The sequence below is a fragment of the Micromonospora sp. NPDC005203 genome (assembly GCF_042872705.1).
Lineage (GTDB): Bacteria > Actinomycetota > Actinomycetes > Mycobacteriales > Micromonosporaceae > Micromonospora.
Genome location: NZ_JBIAKV010000001.1, coordinates 765,513 through 789,556 on the forward strand (window position 1 = coordinate 765,513; position 24,044 = coordinate 789,556).

19 protein-coding genes are annotated in these 24,044 nt (G+C 72.2%); 11 read left to right on the forward strand and 8 right to left on the reverse strand.

What is annotated here, in order from left to right; genetic code table 11:
* The first annotated feature begins 83 nt into the window (after positions 1 to 83).
* Positions 84 to 746 carry a DUF4245 family protein gene (locus ACFYPM_RS03760; protein WP_387190921.1) on the forward strand — a complete coding sequence of 221 codons (663 nt, stop codon included), beginning with the start codon at positions 84 to 86 and terminating at the stop codon, positions 744 to 746.
* Positions 747 to 909: 163 nt separating this feature from the next.
* Complete coding sequence (locus ACFYPM_RS03765) at positions 910 to 1,758, forward strand: hypothetical protein (RefSeq protein ID WP_387190923.1); 849 nt, start codon at positions 910 to 912, stop codon at positions 1,756 to 1,758.
* 43 nt (positions 1,759 to 1,801) lie between these two features.
* On the opposite strand, the gene ACFYPM_RS03770 is transcribed toward ACFYPM_RS03765, so the two are convergent.
* A complete protein-coding gene (locus tag ACFYPM_RS03770) occupies positions 1,802 to 2,023 on the reverse strand; it encodes an exodeoxyribonuclease VII small subunit (RefSeq protein WP_357572502.1) in 222 nt (73 codons plus the stop codon).
* Between the two features lie 30 nt (positions 2,024 to 2,053).
* Positions 2,054 to 3,283, reverse strand: coding sequence for an exodeoxyribonuclease VII large subunit (gene xseA, locus ACFYPM_RS03775; protein ID WP_387190926.1), 1,230 nt, complete (start codon positions 3,281 to 3,283; stop codon positions 2,054 to 2,056).
* Between the two features lie 150 nt (positions 3,284 to 3,433).
* Here xseA and ACFYPM_RS03780 point away from each other — a divergent pair, with 150 nt between their 5' ends.
* Together ACFYPM_RS03780 and ACFYPM_RS03785 are read left to right on the forward strand one after the other, a co-directional pair.
* Positions 3,434 to 4,420, forward strand: coding sequence for a 4-hydroxy-3-methylbut-2-enyl diphosphate reductase (locus ACFYPM_RS03780; RefSeq protein ID WP_387190928.1), 987 nt, complete (start codon positions 3,434 to 3,436; stop codon positions 4,418 to 4,420).
* Between the two features lie 40 nt (positions 4,421 to 4,460).
* Entirely contained in the window at positions 4,461 to 4,895 is a 435-nt protein-coding gene (locus ACFYPM_RS03785) for a hypothetical protein (protein ID WP_387190931.1), read from the forward strand.
* A gap of 9 nt (positions 4,896 to 4,904) precedes the next feature.
* On the opposite strand, the gene ACFYPM_RS03790 is transcribed toward ACFYPM_RS03785, so the two are convergent.
* Positions 4,905 to 6,068 (reverse strand): DNA recombination protein RmuC, encoded by a 1,164-nt coding sequence (locus ACFYPM_RS03790; RefSeq protein ID WP_387190933.1) that lies wholly within the window; start codon positions 6,066 to 6,068, stop codon positions 4,905 to 4,907.
* A 54-nt stretch (positions 6,069 to 6,122) separates the two neighbouring features.
* On the opposite strand from ACFYPM_RS03790, the gene ACFYPM_RS03795 reads away from it, so the two are divergent.
* Positions 6,123 to 6,953 carry a hypothetical protein gene (locus ACFYPM_RS03795; protein ID WP_387190936.1) on the forward strand — a complete coding sequence of 277 codons (831 nt, stop codon included), beginning with the start codon at positions 6,123 to 6,125 and terminating at the stop codon, positions 6,951 to 6,953.
* 68 nt (positions 6,954 to 7,021) lie between these two features.
* On the opposite strand, the gene ppc is transcribed toward ACFYPM_RS03795, so the two are convergent.
* Positions 7,022 to 9,808, reverse strand: a complete 2,787-nt coding sequence (gene ppc / locus ACFYPM_RS03800) for a phosphoenolpyruvate carboxylase (protein WP_387190938.1) — start codon at positions 9,806 to 9,808, stop codon at positions 7,022 to 7,024.
* Between the two features lie 454 nt (positions 9,809 to 10,262).
* A complete protein-coding gene (locus ACFYPM_RS03805) occupies positions 10,263 to 11,423 on the reverse strand; it encodes a serine hydrolase domain-containing protein (RefSeq protein ID WP_387190941.1) in 1,161 nt (386 codons plus the stop codon).
* Positions 11,424 to 11,660: 237 nt separating this feature from the next.
* Between ACFYPM_RS03805 and ACFYPM_RS03810 the strand changes: the two genes are divergently transcribed.
* Together ACFYPM_RS03810 and ACFYPM_RS03815 are read left to right on the forward strand one after the other, a co-directional pair.
* Complete coding sequence (locus ACFYPM_RS03810) at positions 11,661 to 12,935, forward strand: sensor histidine kinase (protein ID WP_387190943.1); 1,275 nt, start codon at positions 11,661 to 11,663, stop codon at positions 12,933 to 12,935.
* A 5-nt stretch (positions 12,936 to 12,940) separates the two neighbouring features.
* Positions 12,941 to 13,591, forward strand: coding sequence for a response regulator transcription factor (locus ACFYPM_RS03815; protein ID WP_387191464.1), 651 nt, complete (start codon positions 12,941 to 12,943; stop codon positions 13,589 to 13,591).
* A 126-nt stretch (positions 13,592 to 13,717) separates the two neighbouring features.
* Here ACFYPM_RS03815 and ACFYPM_RS03820 read toward each other — a convergent pair whose 3' ends face one another.
* Complete coding sequence (locus ACFYPM_RS03820) at positions 13,718 to 14,629, reverse strand: cyclase family protein (RefSeq protein ID WP_387191466.1); 912 nt, start codon at positions 14,627 to 14,629, stop codon at positions 13,718 to 13,720.
* A 564-nt stretch (positions 14,630 to 15,193) separates the two neighbouring features.
* Between ACFYPM_RS03820 and mfd the strand changes: the two genes are divergently transcribed.
* From mfd to ACFYPM_RS03840, 4 genes are all read left to right on the forward strand, one after another.
* The gene (gene mfd, locus ACFYPM_RS03825; RefSeq protein ID WP_387190945.1) at positions 15,194 to 18,880 is read left to right on the forward strand and encodes a transcription-repair coupling factor; all 3,687 of its coding nucleotides are present in this window, start codon (positions 15,194 to 15,196) and stop codon (positions 18,878 to 18,880) included.
* Between the two features lie 66 nt (positions 18,881 to 18,946).
* Positions 18,947 to 19,753 carry a hypothetical protein gene (locus ACFYPM_RS03830; RefSeq protein ID WP_387190948.1) on the forward strand — a complete coding sequence of 269 codons (807 nt, stop codon included), beginning with the start codon at positions 18,947 to 18,949 and terminating at the stop codon, positions 19,751 to 19,753.
* 2 nt (positions 19,754 to 19,755) lie between these two features.
* A complete protein-coding gene (locus ACFYPM_RS03835; RefSeq protein WP_387190950.1) occupies positions 19,756 to 20,742 on the forward strand; it encodes a nucleoside triphosphate pyrophosphohydrolase in 987 nt (328 codons plus the stop codon).
* Positions 20,743 to 20,841: 99 nt separating this feature from the next.
* Positions 20,842 to 22,461: a DUF885 domain-containing protein gene (locus tag ACFYPM_RS03840; RefSeq protein ID WP_387190952.1), complete on the forward strand. Its 1,620-nt coding sequence runs from the start codon at positions 20,842 to 20,844 to the stop codon at positions 22,459 to 22,461.
* A 23-nt stretch (positions 22,462 to 22,484) separates the two neighbouring features.
* Here ACFYPM_RS03840 and nudC read toward each other — a convergent pair whose 3' ends face one another.
* Together nudC and ACFYPM_RS03850 are read right to left on the reverse strand one after the other, a co-directional pair.
* A complete protein-coding gene (nudC, locus tag ACFYPM_RS03845) occupies positions 22,485 to 23,351 on the reverse strand; it encodes an NAD(+) diphosphatase (RefSeq protein WP_387190954.1) in 867 nt (288 codons plus the stop codon).
* Positions 23,348 to 24,043 carry a hypothetical protein gene (locus ACFYPM_RS03850; RefSeq protein ID WP_387190956.1) on the reverse strand — a complete coding sequence of 232 codons (696 nt, stop codon included), beginning with the start codon at positions 24,041 to 24,043 and terminating at the stop codon, positions 23,348 to 23,350. The genes nudC and ACFYPM_RS03850 overlap by 4 nt, the downstream gene beginning before the upstream one ends.
* Between the last annotated feature and the right edge of the window lies 1 nt (position 24,044).

Genomic DNA, 24,044 nt, shown 5'->3' on the forward strand with positions numbered 1-24,044 from the left:
CCTCACACGATGGCCGACCGGGCGTTGGCGCGGGGCGGTGATGGCCTGGATACCGCCGGTCGGGCGGCTGCGAAGATAACGGGGTGGAGCCCGCACAGCCAGCCGACCGCGTACCCGCCGACCGCGTACCCGCCGACCGCACGCCACCCGACGGTCAGCCGCCGGTCGACGTCCCCGTCGCCCCCGGTGGCGAGAGTGCCGGCGACGACCCGACGCCACCGCCGCGGGCGGTGTCCGCCAAATCCGAGCGGTCGCCGAAGGACATGGCGATCTCGTTGCTGGTGCTGCTCGTTCCGATCGCGCTGCTGCTGGCGTTCTATCGGGGCTTTCTGGGTGGTGATCAGGCCACGACCGTCGATCCGGCCCCGGCCATCGAACAGGCCCGCTCGGCGAACGTGTTCCCGGTGAGCCAGCCGGAGGGGCTCGGCTCCGACTGGTCGACGGTCAGCGCCCGCTACCAGAGCGTCGACGGCGGTGCGAACCTGCGGATCGGCTACGTCACCCCGGAGGGGCGGGGCGTCCAACTCCTGCAGAGCAGTGTGCCGGCCGAGCGGCTGCTCCCCGCCGAGCTGACCGACCAGGGCCAGCCCCAGGGGCCGACCGAGCTGGCCGGGCGGACCTGGCAGCTCTACGCGGCCCGGGGCAACCAGCAGGCGCTGGTCCTGCTGGAACCGACCCGCACGGTGATCGTCATCGGCGATGCCGGGAACAACGAACTACGCGAGCTGGCCGGTTCGCTGCACTGATCGGACACCAGGGCGATTGTCCGACCCGTCGACAGGGAACAGAGAGGGAGTGATCCGGGCGCGCTGACTCGACCCGGATCGCGCGTCGCGGCAGACGGTGCTGCCGCGTCGCCCGGTTTCCGACGCCGTTCAGGTCGTCGGGTGACCCCCTTGGGAGACACGTATGACTGTTCGACGACTCGGCGCCGGTCTGGTAGCCGCCGCTCTGCTCACGCCCGCCCTGGCCGCCTGCGCCAGCGGTACGACCGGCAGCGCCGGATCGACCGCCACTCCGACGGCGACCGCCTCCGGTACGGCGAGCCCGTCCGGTGCCCCGGCGGCGGGCGACGCCAAGCAGGCCCTGCTCGACTCCACCAAGGAGATCAGCAACGGGAACTTCCGATTCACCCTCGCCGGTGCCGGCTCGACGGCGGAGGGCCAGGTGCACCAGCCGAGCCAGAGCGCGACGATGAAGGTTGCAATCGGTGGACCCTCGTCCGACCTGGCAATGAAGCTCGACGTGATCCACTACAAGCCGGACAGCTGGGTCAAGCTGGAGCTGAGCGGCCCCACCGCCAACAGCCTGCCCACCATCAAGCAGCTCAACCTCGGCAAGTACCAGCACCTGGACCAGTCCCGGATCAAGGACAACCGCAGCCTCGGGTTCGACTTCGAGAAGGTCGACCCGGCCGGTAGCGCGGTGCTCACCCAGGGCATCACCGAGGTCCGCGGCACCGGCACCGGCGCGTACGCGGGCACCATCGACGTGACCAAGGCCGCCGAGGCGGGCTCGCTGAACGCCGCCACGATCGCCGCGCTGGGCACCCAGGCGAAGACGGTCCCGTTCACCGCGAAGGTGGACCCGCAGGGCCGGCTCAGCGAGCTGGTGCTGCAGTTGCCGGCCGCCGGGCAGACCGCCGCCCAGGAGGTCAAGATGACGTACTCCGACTACGGCGCCGCCACCGCTGCCCAGAAGCCGCCGGCCGCCGAGGTCGTCGAGGCGCCGGCCGAGCTGTACAACCTGTTCAACTGACGCGTCCGCGTGGGGCGGCTCCGGCCGCCCCACCGGCGGTCGGTCAGGAAGCGGGCTCCTGCCGGACGGCGTCGATCCGCGCCCGCGCCCCATCCAGCCAGCGTTGGCAGATGACCGCCAGCGCCTCGCCGCGCTCCCACAGCGCCAGCGACTCCTCCAGGGACGTGCCGCCGGCCTCCAGCCGCTCGACCACCGAGGCCAGCTCGGCGCGGGCCTGCTCGTAACTGAGCCGTTCGTCCGGCCCGGCCTTCGTGTCGTCAGTCATCGCACCCATCTCAGCACACCGCTCGCCGGGTCACCGCGTCGCCACTGCGCCGTCGACCGTGGCGGCCAGTTCACCGTCGGCCAGCCGTACCCGTAACGGGTCGCCCTTGCCGACCTCCGCCGCCGCGCGCACCACGTGGCCGTCCGCGCGCTGCACGATCGCGTACCCCCGCTCCAGGGTGGCGGCGGGGGAGAGCGCGCGCAGCCGGGCGAGGGTGTGGCGCAGGTCGTCGTCGGCGGCGACGAGCCGGTGCTCCAGGCAGCGGCCGGCCCGCTGGCGCAACGCGGTCAGCTCGGTCGCCCGATGGTCCACCATCACCTGCGGTCGGGCCAGCACCGGCCGGGACCGCAGCCCGTCGAGCCGGTGGGTCTCCCGATCGACGAGGTTGCGCACCGCCCGTTCCAGGCGGTGCCGGGCCTGACCGATGAGGCGTACCTCCTCGGTGAGGTCGGGGACGACCCGCTTGGCCGCGTCGGTCGGGGTGGAGGCGCGGACGTCGGCGACGTAGTCGATCAGCGGCGCGTCCGTCTCGTGACCGATGGCGCTGACCACCGGAGTACGGCAGCCGAACACGGCGCGGCAGAGCGCCTCGTCGGAGAAGGGCAGCAGATCCTCGATGCCGCCGCCGCCCCGGGCAATGATGATCACGTCGATGCTCGGGTCGGCGTCCAGCACCCGGAGCGCGTCGACGATCTGCGGCACCGCGGACGGCCCCTGCACGGCCACGTTGACCGTGCGGAACTCCACCGCCGGCCAGCGTCGCCGGGCGTTTGTCAGCACGTCCCGCTCCGCCGCGGACGCCCGACCGGTGATGAGCCCGATCCGGCCGGGCAGGAACGGCAGTCGGCGCTTGCGGGCGCGGTCGAAGAGCCCTTCGGCGGCGAGCAGCTTCTTGAGCTTCTCCAGCCGGGCCAGCAGCTCCCCGAGCCCCACCTGACGGATCTCGTCGGCGCGCAGGCTCAACGTGCCCCGGGCGGCGTAGAACTCCGGCTTCGCGTGCAGCACCACCCGGGCGCCCTCGCGCAGCTCCGGTGCGCCGGCGTCGAGCACGTCGCGGTTGGTGGTGACGGTCAGGCTCAGGTCGGCCGACGGGTCACGCAGGGTGAGGAAGACAGTGCTGGCCCCGGGGCGGCGGCTGATCTGCGCCACCTGCCCGTCCACCCACACCCAGCCCAGCTTGGCGATCCAGGCCCCCACCTTCTGGCTGACCACCCGAACCGGCCAGGGCTCCTCCGCGCTGCTACGCGCCCCCTCAGTCACAAGCCCACCCTACGGATACTCGCGGTGATCAAGAAGTTTGCGTCAGCCCAGGGCGCGTTTCTGACGCAAACCTCTTGATCACCGGGGTGGGCCGCGCGGTCGCTGGCGCGGGCGGATGGTCTTGGAGACGCTGGCACGTACGATGGGTTCGTGACTGAGGCTGAGGCGACTCCCCGGACCGGTAAGCGCGTGCTCCTGGCGAAGCCCCGGGGCTACTGCGCCGGTGTCGACCGCGCCGTGCAGACCGTCGAGGAGGCACTGAAGCTCTACGGTGCCCCGATCTACGTACGCAAGCAGATCGTGCACAACAAGCACGTCGTGCAGACCCTGGAGGCCCAGGGCGCGATCTTCGTGGAGGAGAACGAGGAGGTGCCGGAGGGGTCCACCGTCATCTTCTCCGCGCACGGCGTCGCTCCCGAGGTCTACGAGCAGGCCAAGCAGCGTTCGCTGAAGGCGATCGACGCGACCTGCCCGCTGGTCACCAAGGTGCACCACGAGGCGAAGCGGTTCGCCGCCGAGGACTACGACATTCTGCTCATCGGCCACGAGGGGCACGAAGAGGTCATCGGCACCGCCGGCGAGGCCCCCGCGCACATCCAACTGGTCGACGGCCCGGACGGCGCGGACAAGGTCACCGTCCGGGATCCGGAGAAGGTCGTCTGGCTCTCCCAGACCACGCTCTCGGTCGACGAGACGTTGGAGACCGTGGCCCGGCTCAAGCAGCGACTGCCGCTGTTGCAGTCGCCGCCCAGCGACGACATCTGCTACGCCACGTCCAACCGGCAGCACGTGGTCAAGGAGATCGCCCCCGACTGCGACGTGGTCATCGTGGTCGGCTCGACGAACTCCTCCAACTCGATCCGCCTGGTCGAGGTGGCCCTGGACGCGGGCGCGCGCGCCGGCCACCTGGTGGACTTCGCCCACGAGATCGACGACGCCTGGTTGGAGGGGGCCACCACGGTCGGCCTGACCTCCGGCGCGAGCGTCCCGGACGACCTGGTCCAGGACGTGCTGGCCTTCCTCGCCGCGCGGGGCTTCGCCGACGTGCAGGAGATCACCACCGCCAACGAGCGGCTCGTGTTCTCGCTCCCGCAGGAACTCAAGCGGGACATGAAGGCCGCGGCGGCGCGCGGCTGAACACGGGAACGAACCCGGCCCGGGGTACGTCAGATCTGGCATGAGGACCTTTCGGCTCGTCGTCCCCGCGCTGACCATCTGCGTGGCGCTGAGCGCGTGCGGCGGCCAGGACGCCAAACGCGGCAACCCCCCGCCGACGCCGATCGGAACGCAGCCGGTGACCAGCTCGCCCACCCCCGACCCGACCAGCACGCCGTCGATCGTCGACCCCGCACCGACCGCCCGGCAGTCGAGCCCGAAGCCGGGCGGGCCGAGCACGCCCCCGGGAGTCCGGGCCACCACCCTGACCGGGGTGGTGCAGAGCGGGGTGGAGCCCAACTGCGTCCTGCTCGGCGATTACCTGCTGCTCGGAGGGCCGCGGGACGTGCTGACCCCGGGCGCGCGGGTGGAGGTCACCGGTCGGGCCGAGCCTGGCATGATGACCACCTGCCAGCAGGGCATCCCGCTCGTCGTGTCGAGCGCCATCCCGTCCTGACCAGCCCGGCTAGCGGGCCGCGATCTCGTCGTCGGCCGGGTCGGCCAGCTCGGGCGCCTGCGGCTGCCGGGGCGTCAACTCGACCTGCGCGGGCGTGGCCAACTCGTCGTCCGAGACACCCAACTCGGCGAGCTTGCGCGCGCTGACCAGCACCCGGGCCTCCAACGAGCCGACCGCCCGGTTGTACGCGGTCACCGCCCCGGCCAGCGAGGACCCGAGCTTGCCCACGTGGTCGCCCAGCGTGGAGAGCCGCCCGTACAGCTCGCGGGCGAGGGTGTGCACCGCCAGCGCGTTGCGGGCCAGCGCCTCCTGCCGCCACGAGTAGGCGACAGTGCGGAGCAGGGCGACAAGCGTCGCCGGCGTGGCCAGCACCACGTTGCGGGTGAAGGCGTGCTCCAGCAGCGTCGGGTCACGCTGGAGCGCGACGTCGAGGAACGGGTCGGCGGGGACGAACAGCACCACGAACTCGGGTGAGTTGTCGAACGCCGACCAGTACGACTTGGCGGCCAGCGCGTCCACATGCCCCCGCAGGTGCCGGGCGTGCGCGTCGAGGTGGGTGTCGCGACCCCGCTCGTCACGGGCCTCCATGGCCGTCAGGTACGCGTCGAACGGCGCCTTGGCGTCCACCACCACCGACCGGCCGCCGTGCAGCCGGACCACCAGATCCGGTCGGACGACCTGCTGGTCGGTGGCGGCGGTGACCTGCTCGGAGAAGTCGCAGTGCTCCAACATCCCGGCCGCCTCGACGATTCGACGCAACTGGTGCTCACCCCACCGGCCCCGCACCTGCGGGGCGCGAAGCGCCGCCACCAGTTGCTTGGTCTCGGTGCGCAGCTCACCGGAGACGGCGGTCATCGACCGGACCTGCTCGCGCAGCTCGGCGTACGCGTCGACCCGGTCGTGCTCCAGGTCGGCCACCCGCTGCTCGTAGCGACGCAGGGTGTCGTGCAGCGGCGCGACCGCTCGGGCCACCGCCTCCTGGGACTGCGCGGTGGCCTCGTAACCCAGCGCCCGCATGGACTGCTCCAGCCGGCCCTCGCCCTCCCGGGTGGCGGCCAGGGTGGCATCGAGGCGGGCGATGTCGGCCGCTGACCGGGACCGGGCCGCCAGCCAACCGACCGCTCCGCCGGCGCCGAGGCACACGACCACCACGAGCAGCGTCGAGACGTCCATCACCGGAGCTTGCCAGACCGGTACGACGTGCGAGGCGGGGGTACGTTCGTTGGCATGGAACTTGTGCTCTGCCTCGTCGTCGTGCTGGTCGGCGCGCTGGGCGCCGCGGCGCTCGTCCGCGCCCAGGCTGGGGCTCGCCAACGGACCGCGCTCGGCGACGCCCGCGCGGAGGCGCAGCGGTGGTACGAGCGCCTCGGCGGCCAGTTGATGAACCTGCAGGGCGAGGAGCCAGCGGTACGTCAGGCGCTGGCCGACGCCGGTGAGCGGTACAACGCGGCCGGCTCGCAGTTGGAGCAGGCGCGTACGCCGAACCAGTTCGCGCTGGCCCGGGAGACCGCGCTGGAGGGGCTCGCGTACATCCGGGCGGCGCGTACCGCGCTGGGCATCGACCCGGGTCCCGAGGTGCCGGCGCTGGCTGCCGCCCGTGGCGTGGGCCAGCTCACCAGGGAGCGCGAGGTCGACGTGCAGGGGCAGACCTTCCGGGCCGGCCCGCAACCCGGCCGGGAAACGCCCTACTACTACCCGGGTGGGCGTTATCAGGGTCGGCCGGTGCCGGCCGGCTGGTATTCGACGCCGTGGTGGAAGACGGCGCTTGGTGCGGGCGCCGGTGTGCTCGGCGGCATCCTGATCGCCGACGCGCTGTTCTCGCCGGCCTTCGCCGACCCCGGTTACGGCTATGACGCCGGCTACCAGGAGGGCTTCGGCGACGGTGTCGATCAGGGCGGCGACGGCGGCGACCAGGGCGGCGACTTCGGTGGCGGCGACCAGGGTGGGGACGGCGGCGGCGACTACGCCGGCGGCGACTTCGGTGGCGGCGACTTCGGCGGTGGCGATTTCGGTGGCGGGGACTTCGGCGGTGGCGATTTCGGCGGTGGCGACTTCTGACCGCCGGGCGGATCTGACGGAACGGACCCCGGTCGTAGCGACCGGGGTCCGTTCCGCGTTCGACCTGATCAGCCGGTGTTGCGCATCCCGGCGGCGATGCCGTTCACAGTGGTGAGCAGTGCCCGTTCCAGGGCGGTGCCGTCGCTCGGTGCGCGTCGGCCGCCCGGCGCGGTGGCGATCGCCCGACCGGCGGCGCCGGACTCCCGGTACTGCCGCAGCAGCGCCACCTGAAGGTGGTGCAGCGGCTCGAGGTAGGTGTCGCGGACGGCGAGGGTGCGCTGGAGCACCGGCGAGTTTTCCAGCAGGGCGGGCGAGGCGGTCACCGCCAGCACCTCCCGCTTGGTCAGCTCGTACTCCTGCTCGATCTGCTCGAAGATCGGGTGCAGCTTCTTCGGGACCAGGGTCTCGACGTACCGGCGGGCGATGCTCAGGTCGGTCTTGGTCACCATCATCTCGACGTTCGACAGGAACGTGCGGAAGAAGTGCCAGTTGCGGTGCATCTCGGCGAGCACGTCCGCCAGCCCGGCCTCGCGGGCGGCGGCCAGCCCGGAGCCCACGCCGAACCAGCCCGGCACGATCTGCCGGGTCTGCGTCCACCCGAACACCCACGGAATGGCCCGCAGACCGGACAGCCCGGCGCCGGTGTTCGGGCGCTTCGCCGGCCGGGAGCCGATGTTCAGCGCGCCGAGCAACTCGGTGGGGGTGGACGCCCAGAAGTACGCCGGCAGGTCCGGGTCCTCGACGAGCGAGCGGTAGGACCGGTACGCCGACTCGGACACCACGTCCATGGTGGCGTCCCAGCGTTCCAACATCTCAGCCGGCTGCCGTGGCGCGGTGTGCAGCAGGGTCGCCTGGAGCACCGCCGCGAGGGTGAGCTCCAGGTTCTCCCGGGCCAGGGACGGCAGGGTGTACTTGTCGGAGATCACCTCACCCTGCTCGGTCACCTTGATCGCGCCGTCCAGCGTGCCGTACGGCTGAGCCAGGATCGCCTCGTGCGTCGGCCCGCCGCCGCGCCCGACCGTGCCGCCCCGGCCGTGGAACAGCCGCAGGTGCACCCCGTGCCGGGCGGCCACGTCGCGCAGCGCGCGCTGCGCCCGGTGGATCGACCACTGGCTGGTGGTGATCCCGGCCTCCTTGTTGGAGTCGGAGTAGCCGAGCATGACCTCCTGTACGTCGCCTCGGGCTCTCACCAGGGCCCGGTACGCGGGCAGCGACAGCAGGTCGTCGAGGAGTTCGCCGCCGGCGTTCAGCTCGGCCGGGGTTTCCAGCAGCGGCACGAACCCGATCCGCGCCCGCCCGCTGTGCACGTCCACGAGACCCGCCTCGCGGGCCAGCACCACCGCGGCCAGCACGTCGTCGACGCCCATGGTCATCGAGATGATGTACGACTCGATCACCTCGGTGCCGAACCGGTCCTGGGCCTCCCGGATCGTGCTGAACACGTCGAACGTCTTGCGGCTCGGCTCGGTCAGCGCAGTGTCGAGGGTGGACAGCGGTCGACGGCCGGTCAGCTCGTCGGCCAGCAGCTTGGTGCGCTCCAGCCGGGTCAGCGACGGGTAGTCGGAGACCTCGCCGACGGCCTCGTAGAGCTGGGCGAGCACCGCGTGGTGCGCCTCGGCGTGCTCCCGAACGTCCATGGTGGCGAGGTGCAGGCCGAACGCGGACACCGTACGGATCGTGGAGGCCAACCGGCCGACGGCGGTGAGCTGCCCGGAGTTGCGGGCCAGCGAGGCGCGCAGCAGATCCAGGTCGGCGATCAGCTCGGCGGAGCCCTGGTAGTCCCGGCCCGGCACGTGCGCGGTGCCCTGGCGCAACCGCTGCCGGCTGTTGGCGAGCTTCGCCTTCACGCAGCGCGCCTTGAGCCGGTACGGCTCCTCCGCGTTGACCCGGCGGAACCGCGACGCCACCTCGGGCAGCGCGTCCAGGTCGGCGGCGAGGCTGGCGGAGAGGTCGAGCGACACCCCGCGCAGCCGGCGGGAGACGGACACCTCGTTGATCAGGTGGTCCATCGCCTTCTCGGTGGCGGCGATGCCGTGCTCGTGCTGGATGGTCAGCACCTCGCGGGTGACCGCCGGGGTGACGAACGGGTTGCCGTCGCGGTCGCCGCCGATCCAGGTGCCGAAGCTCAGCGGCCGGGCCGTCGGTGAGGTCTCCACGCCGAGGGTGCGCAACGTGTCGGCCAGGTCGTCGAGCACCTGCGGGGCGGCCTCGGCGTAGAGGTCGCGCAGGTAGTAGATGGCGTTGCGGGCCTCGTCGGTCGGGTCCGGCCGGTCGAGGCGCAGCTCGTCGGTCTGCCACATCAGGTCCAGCAGCTCGGCCAGCCGGCGGTTGGCGGGACCCTCGTCGCTGGCGCCGTAGAGGATCGCGTTGGCGGTCTCGGTGTCCAACTCGTCGGCGATGGCCCGCAGCTTGGACAGGATCGAGCGGCGGGCCGCCTCGGTCGGGTGGGCGGTGAAGACCGGGCGCACCGCCAGCCTGCGTGCCGCGTTGGCGATCTCCTCGGCGGGTACCCCGCGCTCGGCGATCATCCTGGCGGCCTGGTCCAGCCAGCCGCCCTGTACGGCGCGGCGGCGGCGCAGGTCCCGCGCGCGGTGCACCTGCTCGGTGATGTTGGCGAGGTGGAAGTAGGTGGAGAAGGCGCGGGCCAGCTTGGTGCCGGTGGTCACGTCGAGCCCGCCGAGACGCTGGGCGGCCGCCGGGGCGTCGGTGCGGACCTGGGCGCGGATCTCCTCGACGAGGTCGAGCAGCGGGCGACCCTCCTGGCGGGCCAGCGTCTGCCCGAGCAGGGTGCCGAGCCGGCGGATGTCGGCACGCAGCGCGGCGTCGGGGCCGTCGTGGTCGTGCTGGTCAGTCACGGTGCGCTCCCTCACGTGGATACGAAGGACAGCGCTGTCCGACTTACTGGATGGTATCCGCGCGCACCGGGTGTCTGGAGGGCCCCCTGGTGATCCACTGTCTCCGAGGTGGTGTTTTCGGGCGTGATCTCAGCCACCGTCTCGGGCTGATCCGGGGCCGTCGGAGGCGGACCCGGGGCCGGAGGCGCTGGCGGCGGTGCGGAGCAGGCCGGTGTCGGGGCCGGTGCTGAGCTACGCGTACACCCCGCGGCTGAGCAGGCCGCCCTCGGCGGCGCCAGCGTCGTCGTACCGGATTGTCCTTGTATAGGTAGTTTCGCTGTTCATCGGGCGAGAACCGTACGGGGCGAGATCCGGGTCGATGCCGTCGACCGCCGGATCTCGGTGCGCTACTGACGGGACCTGCGCGTGGCGCACGCACCCGGTCAGGAGGTGCGTGCGCCGGAATCCGCAGGTGTCAGTCGGTCGCGCAGAACACCGATCGCAGCGCGGCCAGGGCGCCCGCGCTCGCCGGCACCGGCGGCAGCCCCCGAACGTCGGCGTCGATGTCGTAGACGTTGCCGGCGAGGACGAACTGCCGGGAGTTGTCCAGGCTGGTCGCCGCCATGCTGGTGAAGCCCGGCCCGCCGCCGTCGGTCGTCCACACCGACGTCGGGCCCTCGGCGCAGGGGACAGTCATGCGTTGCACGCCCAGCCCGTACCCGTCCGGCCCGTCGTCGGTGGCCACCAGCGTCTCCAACGCCCGCTGCTGGGCCGGCCCGAGCAGTCGCCCGCCGAACAGCGCCCGGTGGAACCGCGCCAGGTCCGCCGCCGTCGAGATCATCGCTCCGGCGGTCCAGTCGTAGGACGGGCTGAAGGTGGTCACGTCTCGCCCGCCCAGGTCGTAGCCGTGCAGGTGCCGGCCGTGGATCTCCGGGTCGGTGATCGGGAACGAGGTGTGCCGCAGACCCAGCGGACCGATGATCCGCCGCCGTACCTCGCTTGCCGCGTCCCGGCCGGTGACGGCCTCGATGATCAGACCGGCCAGCAGATAGTTCGTGTTCGAGTAGCCCCACGAGGCGCCGGGGGCGAAGTCCGGTCGGTGAGCCACCGCCAGGGCGATCACCGTGCGGGGTGCGATGACCCGGTCCCAGTCGTGGTCGTCGAGGTAGGGCGCCCAGAAGCTCCGTTCGCCGGTCGGGTCCCAGAGCCCGCTCGTGTGGTTGAGCAACTGCCGGACGGTGATCGTCGAACCGTCGTTGCCGTTACCCCGCACGACCCTCGGCAGCCACCGCTCGACCGGATCGTCGAGGGTCAACCGACCCTCACCCACGAGCTGCAACAGCACCGTCGACACGAACGCCTTGGTGTTGCTGGCGATCCGGAACCGGTCGTCCGGCCGGGCCCGCGCCCCGGTGGCCCGATCGGCGACGCCGGCGGCGACCTGCCACCGTCGGCCGTCCACCCGGCCGTACGCCACCGCACCGGGGAAACCGTCGGCGACCAGTTGGTCGAGCGCGGCGGCCATCGCCTGACGTTCCGACCCTGGTTGGCCGGCACGAGCCGGCACGGGTGCGACGGCGAGTGTGGCGACCAACGAGCCGACCGACACCACCACGGTCCACAGCTGACGAATCACGATCGTGCTCCCATCGACGTGACGACTTCTGTCCCCGTCGACCCTGTCGGCCTACGGCCCGCAGGTGAATGCGGCTCTCCCGCCGGTCGGGTGGGGTTAACCCGACAGATCACGACGGGTTGACCGGCTGGGCGGGTGGCGTGCGCGCCGAGCATGCTCGGCGGGGCACCCGGCGCTGGCCCCCGTCCGGGACGATGGCAGCCGGCGTGACGTCGTCCGGCAGGTCGGGAGGATCAGATGACACGTCTCCGGAAACTCCGCCACCAGGTCGGGTACGTGCTGGTCGGCCTGCCACTGGCGGTCGCCGGCTTCGCGTACGCCGCTCTCACGGTCGTGGCCGGCGGCCTGTTCTCGCTGACGCTGCTCGGCCTGCCTCTGCTGTCCTCCGGCGTCCTCGGCGCTCGCGGCTGGGGCCGGCTGCACCGCGCTCTTGCCCGCGCGGCGCTCGGGCTGCGGATCGCCGCGCCACGCCCGGTCCGCCGACGGCCCGGCCCGGTGGGGTACGTCCGCACCGGCCTGGGCGATGCCACCGGGTGGCGGGCGATGGCCTACCTGATCGTCAAGCTGCCGGTGACCGTGCTCGCGGCGGCGGTGGTCGCGGTCTTTCTCTGCTACCCGGTGTTCCTGCTCAGCCATCCGCTCTGGTGGACGTTCGTCCAACCGGTCAACACCGACAGCCTGGGCCGGCCGCACCGCGCCGCCCTGCAACTCGGGGACTTCTTCTTCGACACGTGGCCCCGATCGTTCCTGCTGGCCGGGATCGGCGCCGGGATGCTTCTCGCCGGTCCCTGGCTGCTGCGCGCCGTGCTGCTCCTGGACGAGCTGCTGATCCGCGGCCTACTCGGCCCGACCAGCCTCGACGACCGGGTCGACACCCTCGAACGGACCCGTGCCCTGGCCGTCGACGACGCCGCCGCGCTGCTGCGCCGCATCGAACGCGACCTGCACGACGGCACCCAGGCGCAACTGGTCGCCCTGGCCATGAAGTTGGGGATGGTCAAGGAGAAGCTCGCCGACGGGGCCGGGCCGGAAGCCAGGGCACTCGTGGAGACCGCCCACCGGGACGCGAAGACCGCGATCACCGACCTTCGGGACCTGGCCCGGGGCATTCACCCGCCGATGCTCGACAACGGGCTGGAGGCGGCGCTGGCCACCCTCTCGGCCCGGGGCGCCGTACCCGTGGAGGTGCGTGTCGCGTTGCGCGCGCGGCCGTCGCCGGCCGTGGAGACGATCATCTACTACTGCGTCGCCGAGCTGCTCACCAACGTCGCCAAACACTCCACCGCCCGGCGGGCGACAGTCGAGGTACGCGAGGAGGGCGGCCTGCTGCGGGTGCAGGTCTCCGACGACGGTGCTGGAGGTGCCAGGGTCGGGTCGACGGCCCACGCCCTGCCCGGCGGCGGGCTGGCCGGCCTCCGTGACCGAGCCCGTACCGTGGACGGCACGATGCGGATAGACAGCCCACCCGGCGGGCCGACGCTGGTCACCGTGGAACTCCCGGTACGGCCATGAGCGGGCTGCGAGTGGTCCTCGCCGAGGACTCCGGGATCCTGCGCGACGGGCTCACCTACCTGCTCACCGACCGGGGACACCTGGTGCTCGCCGCCGTGGCCGATCCGGAGGCGCTACGGGCCGCCGTCGATGAGCACCGGCCGGACATCGCGGTGATCGACATCCGGATGCCACCCACGTACACCGACGAGGGACTGCGGGCGGCGCTCGCCGTCCGCGCGGCCCATCCCGGCACGCCGGTGCTGCTCTTCTCCCAGTACGTGGAGACCCGGTACGCGGCGCAGCTGCTCGCCGGTGGTGCCGGGGGCGTCGGTTACCTGCTCAAGGACCGGGTGGCCGAGGTCGGCGAGTTCGTCGACGCGCTCACCCGGGTCGCTGCCGGTGCGACAGTGCTCGACCCGGAGGTGGTGACCCAACTGCTCGGTGCGGCTCGCGGTGGCGAGGACCTGGCCCGCCTCTCCGAGCGGGAACGGACCGTCCTGGCCCTGATGGCCCAGGGGCGCTCGAACGTGGCGATCGCCGCAGCGCTGTTCCTCAGCGTGGGGGCGGTCGAGAAACACATCACCAGCATCTTCGGGAAGCTCGGCCTGCCCCCGTCCGAGAGCGATCATCGCCGGGTCATCGCGGTCCTGCGTCACCTTCAGTCCGGGTCCTGACCCGCCGCTTCGCTGACTGCTCCACCACAACCTCCGCCGATCTTGCACCTTCTGTCGTCGAACTGGGCGGGTTTGCCACTTTTGTCGGGACAGAAAGTGCAAGATCGCGGGGGTGGAGGGCGGAGTTCAGGGGGTTACGAGGGCGAAGGCGCGGACCGGGAAGGTGCCCATGCCGGCCACCCTCGGGGGGGTCGCCGTGAACCGGAATCCGCTCGGCGGCAGCGCGTCCAGGCCGGTCAGGTGCTCCACGATCGGGATGCCGGCGGCGAGCAGGGCGCTGTGCGCGGGGCGTACGCCGCCGGCCGCTGGACTCATGTCGTCGATGTTGATCGAGTCGATGCCGACCAGCGCGGCACCGGCGTCGGCCAGTGCCTGGGCGGCGTCCCCGGTCAGGTAGGGCGCCTCCGGCGCGCCGTACCGTTCGGTGGCGAAGTGCACGTCCCACCCCGTCTGCAGCAGCACCGCACACCCCGCCACCTCGTACGGCGCCAGCATCAGCCGGTCCACGGCCCGTGTGCCGGCCGGCACCCGAACGACCACACCGGGCAGGTCGGCAAGGCGGCTCAGTGACACCCCGGCCAGGTCGTCACCGCCGACCCAGCGGTGGGCGGGGGTGTCCAGGTACGTGCCGGTGTTGGCGATCATGTCGATCCGGGCCACGTGGAACTCGGTGCCCGGCGCATAGTTCGCCCGGGACGCCGCGAAGGTCAACCAGTCACTGATCTGCGGTGCCGGCCAGCCAGGTAGGGTGATCATCCCGTCGCTGATCACGTGGCTCAACTCGATGAGTCGACGATCGGAGCCGGACTCCTCGACCGCGACACCCCGGCCGCCCTTGTGCGGCTCTTCGATGATCGTCTTCGCGCTGATCCGGATCTCGGCGACCATCAGCAGCCCGAGGTGCCGGACGAACAATGCCGCCAGGTCGTCGTCGCTGATCTCCGGACCCGGAATGTCCAGCCGGAACTCCTCGGTACGCAGCCCACCGCCGTTTGCGAAGCTCACCTGCGCGTCGAACTGTGCCCGCCACTGCCGCATCACACCCGCAACCCGACCACGGCAGCCGCCGATCGGTCAAGATCTACGTCCGGCCGTGCCGCACTGGGTCATATGTCCTGCTTCGTCGGTAGTCCGTGTCCGCCAACTGGCCAAGATCGTGTTCGATCCAGGAAAGAGTGGGATCCGTCGGCCCCGAGACCCCTGCATCCTGGGTCGAGCACGATCATGATCGGTGCTGCCCGCGTCAAGGCGGCGACGCGGATCGTCCCGCGTGGCGCGGATCGTCCCGCGTGGCGCGGATCGTCCCGCGTGGCGCGGATCGTCCCGCGTGGCGCGGATCGTCCCGCGTGGCGCGGCGCGATCGTCCCGCGTGGCGCGGCACGGATCGTCCCGCGTGGCGCGGCGCGGGCCGGTGCGCGCGGCGGGGGCATGGCGCGGACCTGGGCGGATGGGTCCGCGGGTGGGGTGTCGAGCGCGACGCGACGCGGACCTGGGCGGAAGGGGGTGTGTGTCGGTGGACGGGGATAGGCTTGCGTGGTGCCCCCCCGTCCGGCTGGACGAGGGGCCGCCGTCGTGTGCGTCGACTCCCCAGGAAGGTTTCCCTTGCTCACCGGTCTGTTCTCAACCGCCCTGGCCGACCCCGGGCTGACCCGGGCGCGTGACCTGGCGCGCTCCGGTGCCGCCCAGGTCGACGGCCTCGACATCACCGCCCCCGCCGCACTGCGCCCGTTCGCGGTCGCGGCGGTCGCGGCCGACAACGACGGGGCCGGGCGGCCCGTGCTGGCGGTGACCGCCACCACCCGCGAGGCCGACGACCTGGCTGCCGCGTTGGGTGGGCTGCTGCCGGCGGATCAGGTGGTGGTCTTTCCCTCCTGGGAGACGCTGCCGCACGAGCGGCTCTCCCCACGCTCGGACACCGTGGGTCGCCGGCTGGCTGTGCTGCGCCGCCTCGCGCACCCCGAGTCGACCGACGCGCACGGCGGCACCGGGCCGCTGCGGGTGGTCGTGGCCCCGGTCCGTTCGCTGCTCCAACCGCAGCTCAAGGGGCTCGGCGACCTGGAGCCGGTGCAGCTCGCCGCCGGCGAGGAGGCCGACCTGGAGGAGGTCACCCACCGCCTCGTCGACATGGCGTACGCGCGGGTCGACCTGGTCACCAAGCGCGGCGAGTTCGCCGTGCGCGGCGGCATCCTGGACATCTTCCCGCCCACCGACGAGCACCCGTCGCGGGTCGAGTTCTGGGGCGACGAGGTGGAGGAGATCCGCACCTTCGCCGTCGCCGACCAGCGGACCATCGAGCAGGTCTCGTTGCTCTGGGCGCCGCCGTGCCGTGAGCTGCTGCTGACCCCCGCGGTCCGCGACCGGGCCGCCGCGCTCGCCGAGCAGCACCCCGAGCTGGCGGAGATCCTGGACAAGCTGGCCGAGGGCATCCCGGTGGAGGGGATGGAGTCCCTCGCTCCGGTGCTGGTCGGCCCCGACTCGCTGGAGCTGCTGCTGGACGCCATGCCGGCCGGCACCCACGTGCTGCTCTGCGATCCGGAGCGGATCCGCACGAGGGCGCACGATCTGGTGCGTACCTCAGAGGAGTTCTTGCAGGCCAGCTGGGCCGCCGCCGCGGTCGGCGGCTTGGCCCCGGTGGACGTCGGCGCCGCCGCCTTCCGCACCCTCGGCGAGGTACGCGCCGCCGCGGGCAGGCTCGGCCAGCCGTGGTGGACGCTGTCCCCATTCGGCCTTGTGGACGACCCCCATTCGGTCCGGAGTGCCGGCTCCCGGCGCGGAGGCCGAATTATGGTCGAGGGGGAGACCGCCGAGGCGCGGCAGCCCTGGGAGGACGCGCCGGAGCAGGCCGCCGTGACCCCGGACGACGCCATCGCGGTGACCCTGTCCGCCCAGCCGGCGCCGCTCTATCACGGGGAGACCTCGCGGGTGGTCGAGGACCTCAAGCGCTGGGCCGGCGAGGGTTGGTCGATCGCGCTGGTCTTCGAGGGGCACGGCCCCGCCCAGCGGGCGGTGGAGGTGCTGCGCGACGCCGGCCTGGGCGCCCGGTTGACCGAGGAGGTGCCGACCGCGCCCGTCCCCGGCGAGCTGGTGGTGACCTGTGGTGCGCTGAGCAGCGGGTTCGTCGACGAGGCGTCCCGCTTCGTGCTGCTCACCGGCAACGACGTGACAGGCGGTCGGGGCACCTCGACGCGGGACATGCGCAAGATGCCGAGCCGGCGGCGCAACACCATCGACCCGCTGGAGTTGAAGGCCGGCGACCACGTGGTGCACGAGTCGCACGGCATCGGCCGGTACGTCGAGCTGGTGCAGCGCACCGTCAACGGCGCCAGCCGGGAATACCTGGTGATCGAGTACGCGGCCAGCAAGCGGGGCCAGCCCGGCGACCGCCTGTTCGTGCCCACCGACCAGCTCGACCAGCTCAGCCGCTACGTGGGCGGCGAGCAGCCGACCCTGCACAAGATGGGCGGCTCGGACTGGCAGAAGTCCAAGGCCCGGGCCCGCAAGGCGGTCCGGGAGATCGCCGCGCAGCTCATCCAGCTGTACGCCGCCCGCAAGGCGTCCAAGGGCCACTCGTTCGGCCCGGACACGCCGTGGCAGCGGGAGCTGGAGGACGCCTTCCCCTGGCAGGAGACGCCGGACCAGCTCGCCGCGATCGACGAGGTCAAGCGGGACATGGAGCAGACCGTCCCGATGGACCGGCTGATCTGCGGCGACGTCGGCTACGGCAAGACCGAGATCGCGGTACGGGCGGCGTTCAAGGCGGTGCAGGACGGCAAGCAGGTGGCGGTGCTGGTGCCGACGACGCTGCTGGTGCAGCAGCACTACAACACGTTCGCCGAGCGGATGAGCCAGTTCCCGGTGCAGATCCGGCAGCTGTCGAGGTTCCAGACCCCGAAGGAGACCGAGCGGACGCTGGAGATGGTCGCCGACGGCACCGTCGACATCGTCATCGGCACCCACCGGCTGTTGCAGACCGCCACCCGGTTCAAGCAGCTCGGGCTGGTGGTCGTCGACGAGGAGCAGCGCTTCGGTGTCGAGCACAAGGAACACCTGAAGACGCTGCGGGCCTCGGTCGACGTGCTGAGCATGTCGGCCACCCCGATCCCGCGGACCCTGGAGATGGCGATCACCGGCATCCGGGAGATGTCCACGATCGCCACCCCGCCGGAGGAGCGCCACCCGGTGCTCACCTTCGTGGGCGCGCAGGACGACCGGCAGGTGGCCGCGTCCATCCACCGCGAGTTGCTCCGCGACGGGCAGGTCTTCTACCTGCACAACCGGGTCGAGTCGATCGACCGGGCGGCGCGGCGGCTGCGGGAGCTGGTGCCCGAGGCGCGGGTCGCGGTGGCGCACGGCCAGATGGGTGAGGACGCCCTGGAGAAGGTCATGGTCGGCTTCTGGGAGAAGGAGTTCGACGTCCTGGTCTGCACCACGATCGTGGAGTCGGGCATCGACATCCCGAACGCCAACACGTTGATCGTGGAGCGGGCCGACCTGCTCGGCCTGGCCCAGCTGCACCAGATCCGGGGCCGGGTCGGCCGGGGCCGCGAGCGGGCGTACGCGTACTTCCTCTACCCGCCGGAGAAGCCGCTCACCGAGCACGCCCACGAGCGGCTGGCGACCATCGCCCAGCACACCGAGTTGGGCGCCGGCATGTACGTGGCGATGAAGGACCTGGAGATCCGGGGCGCCGGCAACCTGCTCGGCGGCGAACAGTCCGGGCACATCGAGGGTGTCGGTTTCGACCTGTACGTGCGGATGGTCGGCGAGGCGGTCTCCGCGTTCAAGGGTGAGCGGTCGGAGGACGAACCCGACGTCAAGATCGACCTGCCGATCGACGCGCACCTGCCGCACGACTACGTGAGCGTGGAGCGGCTGCGCCTGGAGATGTACCGCAAGCTCGCCGAGGCACGGGACGAGGAGCGGCTGACCGAGGTGGTCGCCGAGATGACCGACCGGTACGGCGAGCCGCCGGCCCCGGTACAGAACCTGGTGGAGGTGGCGCGGTTCCGTCTGCTGGCCCGCCGGTACGGCCTCACCGACGTGTCCATGCAGGGCAAACACGTGCGGTTCGGTCCGCTGCCGTTGCCGGATTCGAAGCAGCTGCGACTCAAGCGCTACCACCCGGACGCCGTCTACAAGCTGGCCACCGACCAGGTGAGCGTGCCTCGGCCGAGCACCCGCCGGGTCGGCGGGGAGCCGCTGCGGGACCAGGCGCTGCTCCAGTGGTGCGCGCAGTTGCTCTCCGATGTGCTGGGTGCCCCCGCCCCGCTCGCCGTCGCGGCGAGCTGAGGGGTGGGGCCCGGGGTGAGGTGGGGGCCGTCCCAACACGGACGAGGGCATGAGAGAGTGACGGGCATGCGTGCTCGCCGTGTGATTGCCGCCGCCAGCGTCGCGGCCCTGGGTGTCCTCTCCCTCGCTGCCTGCGGTAAGTCCGCACCGGACGTCGCCGCGTACGTCGGTGACACCACCTATTCGTTGGAGCGGGTCGACGCGATCTACGCCGACGTGCAGACGAAGTACGGCGACGCCATCCGGCAGCAGGCGGTCCAGGCGGGTGCGTCGCCGTCGCCGGAGCAGTTGCGTTCCACGGTCACCCGTCAGGACGTGGTGAACCTCCTGGTCAGCCTGGAGCTGGGCAAGCGGGTGGTAGCTGCCAAGAACCTCCAGGTTCCCGACGAGGTCACCCCGCAGCAGTTGGAGCAGAACCTGCGGGTGCCGGCCACCACCGAGTACGCCCAGCTCTGGGGCGAGTGGGTCGACCTGCTTCAGGTGCTCAACCAGCAGCTTCCGCCCGCCGATCTGAGCGACGATTCGCTGATGGCCGTCTACGGCGCCCTGGTCAAGACCGGGGCGATCGACGCCGGCATGTCGGTGGCCGACGTCCGCAAGGCGTTCGGCGACGGCGGTTTCGTCCGCACCGCCACCGCCCTGGGCGCCGCACTGGGCGAGGAGGCCGACCGGGTCGACGTCTCGATCAACCCGCGCTTCCGGGCGATCGGGGTGCCGTCGTTGGTGAGTACCGGCCAGTCGGTGGTCTTCTACTCGCTGCCGTACATCAACGAGGACGGCACCGTCACCGACATCTCCACCCCGGAGCCGCTGCCGTCGACCGACTCCCCGAGTGCCGAGGGCCCAGCGCCGGACCAGGGCACGGCCAGCTGAGCATGACGGCACGGATCGTCCTTCTGGTCACCTCACCCCGGCTGCCGGCCGGCCTGTTGACCTCGGCCGCCTGGGACGTCGTACGCGGGCACCAGGTGTTGACCGGCGCGGAGAGCGAGTTGGCCACGGCCGTGCGCCAGGCGGGCGCCGAGGTGACAGTGGTGGACGGTCCGGCGACGCAACCGTTGCTGGACGCGCTGGCCACGCACGGCACGGTGGTGTGGTTGGCCGGCCCCGCCGGCGACGAGGCGCTGGCCCGGGAGTTGGGTCTGCGGCTGGCCCGCCAGCCGGGGTTGGCCGAGATGGAGCTGATGTACGGGTCGTGGGACCCGCCCGGCGCCCGGCTGCTCGACGCGGTGGCCGTGCTGGACCGACTCGCCTCGCCGGGTGGCGACCCGTGGAAGAGGGCGCAGACGCACCGCAGCCTCGCGGGTTATCTGCTGGAGGAGAGCTACGAGGCGTACGACGCGATAAGCGCCGACGACACCGACGCGCTGCGCGAGGAGTTGGGCGATGTCCTGTTGCAGGTGGTCCTGCACGCGCGGCTCGCTGAGGAGTTGCCCGAGGACGAGCGGTGGACCATCGACGACGTGGCGGGTGGCCTGGTCGACAAGATGATCCGGCGTAATCCGCACGTCTTCGCCGGTGCCGAGGCGGGCACCCTGGAGGAGATCACCGAGAACTGGGAGCGGATCAAGCGGGCGGAGAAGGCACGGAGTTCGGTGCTGGACGGGGTGGCCCTCAGCCAGCCCGCGCTGGCCCTGGCCGCGCAGATCCTGGACCGCGCCGCCCGCAGAGGCATCGAGGTCCCACCGCCGTTGGCCGCCACCCAGGTGGATGCCGAAGCACGGTTGGGCGCGAGCCTCCTGGCCACGGTAACGGCGGCCCGCGAGGCAGGAATCGACCCCGAAGCAGCCCTCCGCCGCGCCACCCTCGCCTACGCAGAAGCCATCCGCGCCGCCGAGACCGAGCCCTCAGACCAAGGCTGATCATGGGTTCGTTGCCACGACAGGCCGAGGTCGGCGGCAATAACCTCATGATCGACGTAACAGGTGGCAGTGGGTGGGCCGGTCGGTAGGGTGGGCCGGGTGGAGGCGTTTGGGGTACTAGCTGAGCGGGTTGTCGAGGCGCTGCTGGAGTCGCGGCCGGGGGTTGCCACCTCGGCAGGGGATCACCGGTTTGACGATCGGCTACCGGACCTGTCCGCCGATGCCGTGGCCGCCGACCGGTTGATGCTCTCCGACGCGGCCAACGCACTGTCCGAGCTGGACCCAGACTCGCTCGACGTCGACGAGCAGGTCGACCACGCGCTGCTCAGCTCATTCGTGGACCGGGAGCTGTTCGAGCTGACGGAGATCCGGTCGCACGAGTGGGATCCGCTGTCCCACAACCCCGGCCCGCTGCTGCATGCGCTACTGGCCCGCCCGTACGCCCCGGCGGAGGTGCGGCTGACCCAACTGGCCGGCCGGCTCGCCGCCGTACCGGACGCTCTCGCCACCGCCCGCGCGACGCTGCGGGACATGCCGCGGATCCACGCCGAGACGGCGGTCGGGCAGTTCACCGGCACGGCCGCGCTGATCCGCGACGAACTGCCGGCACTGCTCGCCCAGGCGCCGAGCACCCTCGACCGGGTCGAGCCGGCGGCGACCGCGGCGATCGCCGCGCTGGAGGAGTTCGTCGCCTGGCTGCGCGTCGGCCTGGCCGACGACGCGGCCCCGGGCCGTGACCCGCGACTGGGCCGACGCCGCTGGGAGGCCCGCCTCTGGCACACCCTCGACACCGAGTTGAGCGCCGCCGAGATCCAGCGCCGCGCCTGGGCCAACCTGGACCGGGTCACCGCCGAGATCCGCCAGGCGGCAGTCGAGCTGGTCGGTGGCCCCGCCGACGACGCGGCCGTCCGCCGCGCGCTCGACGTGCTGGCCGCCGAGCACCCGAACGACGCGACGATCGTCGACCTGGCCGGCATCACGCTGGACGAGGCCACCGACTTCGTGCGCGCGCACGACCTGGTCACCCTTGTCGACGACCGGTGCGTGATCCAGGAGATGCCGGAGTTCGCCCGGGGCGTCGCGGTGGCCTACTGCGACTCGCCAGGTCCGCTGGAGACCGCGCCCGTGCCCACCTTCTACTGCATCGCGCCCACCCCGTCGGACTGGCCGCCGCACCGGGTCGAGTCGTTCTACCGCGAGTACAACGACCACATGATCCGCAACCTGACGGTGCACGAGGCCATGCCGGGGCACTTCCTCCAGCTCGCCCACGCCCGCCGCTACGTCGGCGGCACCCGGGTCCGGGCACTGGCCGAGTCCGGTCCGTTCATCGAAGGTTGGGCGGTGTACGCGGAGGAGTTGATGGTGGGGCTCGGCTTCGGTGGCCTCCCGGTGCGGTTGCAGCAGCTCAAGATGCAGCTCCGGATGACCATCAACGCACTGCTGGACCAGCTGGTGCACGCCGAGGACCTCCCCGAGGCCGAGGCGATGGCGTTGATGACCGAACGCGGCTTTCAGGAGGAGGGCGAGGCGGCCGGCAAGTGGCGCCGGGCGCTGCTCACCTCCACCCAGCTCTCCACCTACTTCGTCGGGTACAGCGAGGTGGCCGAGATCGCCGCGGCCCGCCCGGACGGGGTGTCGGTCCGCGACTGGCACGACGCGATGCTCGCCCACGACTGCCCGCCCCCGCGCCACCTGCGCACCCTGCTGGAGATCTGAGCCCGCCGCGCCGCGCGCGGCGGTCAGCGCCGCCGGGCGGTCACCGTCGCGTCGATCAGCCAGCGCGAGATGGAGTACGCGGGCGGCAGTTCCGCCGGCAGCGCATCCAGGCCGAACCACCGGGCCTGGGTCAGCTCCTGGCCATCGACCACCGGCTCGGCGTGCGGGTCGGCGGCCCGGGCGGTGAACCCGGCGAGCAGCACACCGGGGCCGGAGATCGCCCACGGTTGGCTGCCGAAGTAGGTCAGGCGGTCCACGGCCAGCCGGACCTCCTCGCCAACCTCCCGGTGCACCGCCGCCTCCAGTGCCTCGCCGGCCTCGACGAAGCCGGCCACCAGTGCCCACAGCCCGGTCGGCCCGGCCGCGTGCCGGACCAGCAGCAGCTCGTCGGCGCGACCGGCGGGGCCGGGCCGGGTGATCGCCACCAGTACCGCGGCGGAGAGCTGCATCGGCACGTACAGACCGCAGGCGGGGCATCGCCGGGCGGTCTCGCCGGGCAGGTCGGTCAGCTCCGCCCGGCAGGCGCCGCACCACCGGTGGGTACGCCGCCATGTCAGCACCGCCAGCGCCCGGCCGGCGAGCGTGGCGTGTGGCTCCGGCACCTCGGCGGCGAGCGAGGCCCAGTCGCGCGCCAGGCCGGGCAGATCGTCGGCGCTGGTCACGTCGGTGGCCCACACGGGTGTTCCGTCGAGGGTGCCCAGCGGCACCCAGTCGGTGTCGGCCGGCAGGTCGACCACTCGGAGCGGTCGGCCGTCGGCGCTGGTCAGCAGCTTCGCGCCGGTCACCGGCAGGGCCAGGTCGCCGGGGGCGGGCGGCCGGCTCCGGTCGGCTCCCGGCCGGAACCCGTCGGGCGGTGCGCTGGACGGGTGCACGACCGTCCGGTCGGTCACGAGCCGCCGGGGCGGCGGTCCACGACACCGGCGCCGGCGGGCGGGTCGAACGCGCCCGTGTCGACGGTCGCGGAGTAACGGCTCAGCGCCAGGTCCACCGGCTTACCGTCGACCGGTCCGGTGAAGCTGCCGAGCACGCCCTCGGTGGTCACGCAGGCGGTGAAGTCGCCTGCCGACGAGCCCTGCACCTCGACGCAGGCGGCGTGGTGCCCGGCGACCGTGGTGTCGCTCTGCTTGATGACCACCTGCGGGTCGAGCGCGGCGGCGGTCAGCAGCCCGATCACGACGGGTGGGGTGGCGAGGCCCTGCTTGTTGGCCTCGCCGAAGAGCGTCACCGTGGGCTTGCTGCCCGGGGTGGGCGGGGCGAGCACCGTGCACTCGGGGCGGGCGCCTGTCGTCGTACACCTGGTGATGGCCTCCGGGGTGACGGTGAGTCGCCCGCCCGGGTAGGTGTACGCGGACCGGGCCGGATCCTGGGCCTGCACGATCGCGGCGCTCTGGCCGCCCGGGAGTTGGTAGTCGGCGGAGTAGGTCAACTCCAGCGCCCGGTCGAGGCGGGCGGCGAGGTCGTTGACGAGTTCCGAGCGACCCATGGCGACTCCGGCGTCCTCGAATGTCTGACAGCCGGTGACCGTGAGCGACGCGATGACCGACACGGCGAGCATGCGGAGGGTGGTCGAGGCGGCGGGCATG

Bases quoted from the DNA above. Each gene is read 5' to 3' on its own strand.
- ACFYPM_RS03810 (WP_387190943.1), top strand. From the start codon at position 11,661: ATGACACGTCTCCGGAAACTCCGCCACCAGGTCGGGTACGTGCTGGTC.
- ACFYPM_RS03770 (WP_357572502.1), bottom strand. From the start codon at position 2,023: ATGACTGACGACACGAAGGCCGGGCCGGACGAACGGCTCAGTTACGAG.
- ACFYPM_RS03790 (WP_387190933.1), bottom strand. From the start codon at position 6,068: ATGGACGTCTCGACGCTGCTCGTGGTGGTCGTGTGCCTCGGCGCCGGC.
- ACFYPM_RS03835 (WP_387190950.1), top strand. From the start codon at position 19,756: ATGACGGCACGGATCGTCCTTCTGGTCACCTCACCCCGGCTGCCGGCC.
- ACFYPM_RS03765 (WP_387190923.1), top strand. From the start codon at position 910: ATGACTGTTCGACGACTCGGCGCCGGTCTGGTAGCCGCCGCTCTGCTC.
- ACFYPM_RS03795 (WP_387190936.1), top strand. From the start codon at position 6,123: ATGGAACTTGTGCTCTGCCTCGTCGTCGTGCTGGTCGGCGCGCTGGGC.
- ACFYPM_RS03830 (WP_387190948.1), top strand. From the start codon at position 18,947: ATGCGTGCTCGCCGTGTGATTGCCGCCGCCAGCGTCGCGGCCCTGGGT.
- ACFYPM_RS03785 (WP_387190931.1), top strand. From the start codon at position 4,461: ATGAGGACCTTTCGGCTCGTCGTCCCCGCGCTGACCATCTGCGTGGCG.
- ACFYPM_RS03820 (WP_387191466.1), bottom strand. From the start codon at position 14,629: ATGCGGCAGTGGCGGGCACAGTTCGACGCGCAGGTGAGCTTCGCAAAC.
- ACFYPM_RS03850 (WP_387190956.1), bottom strand. From the start codon at position 24,043: ATGCCCGCCGCCTCGACCACCCTCCGCATGCTCGCCGTGTCGGTCATC.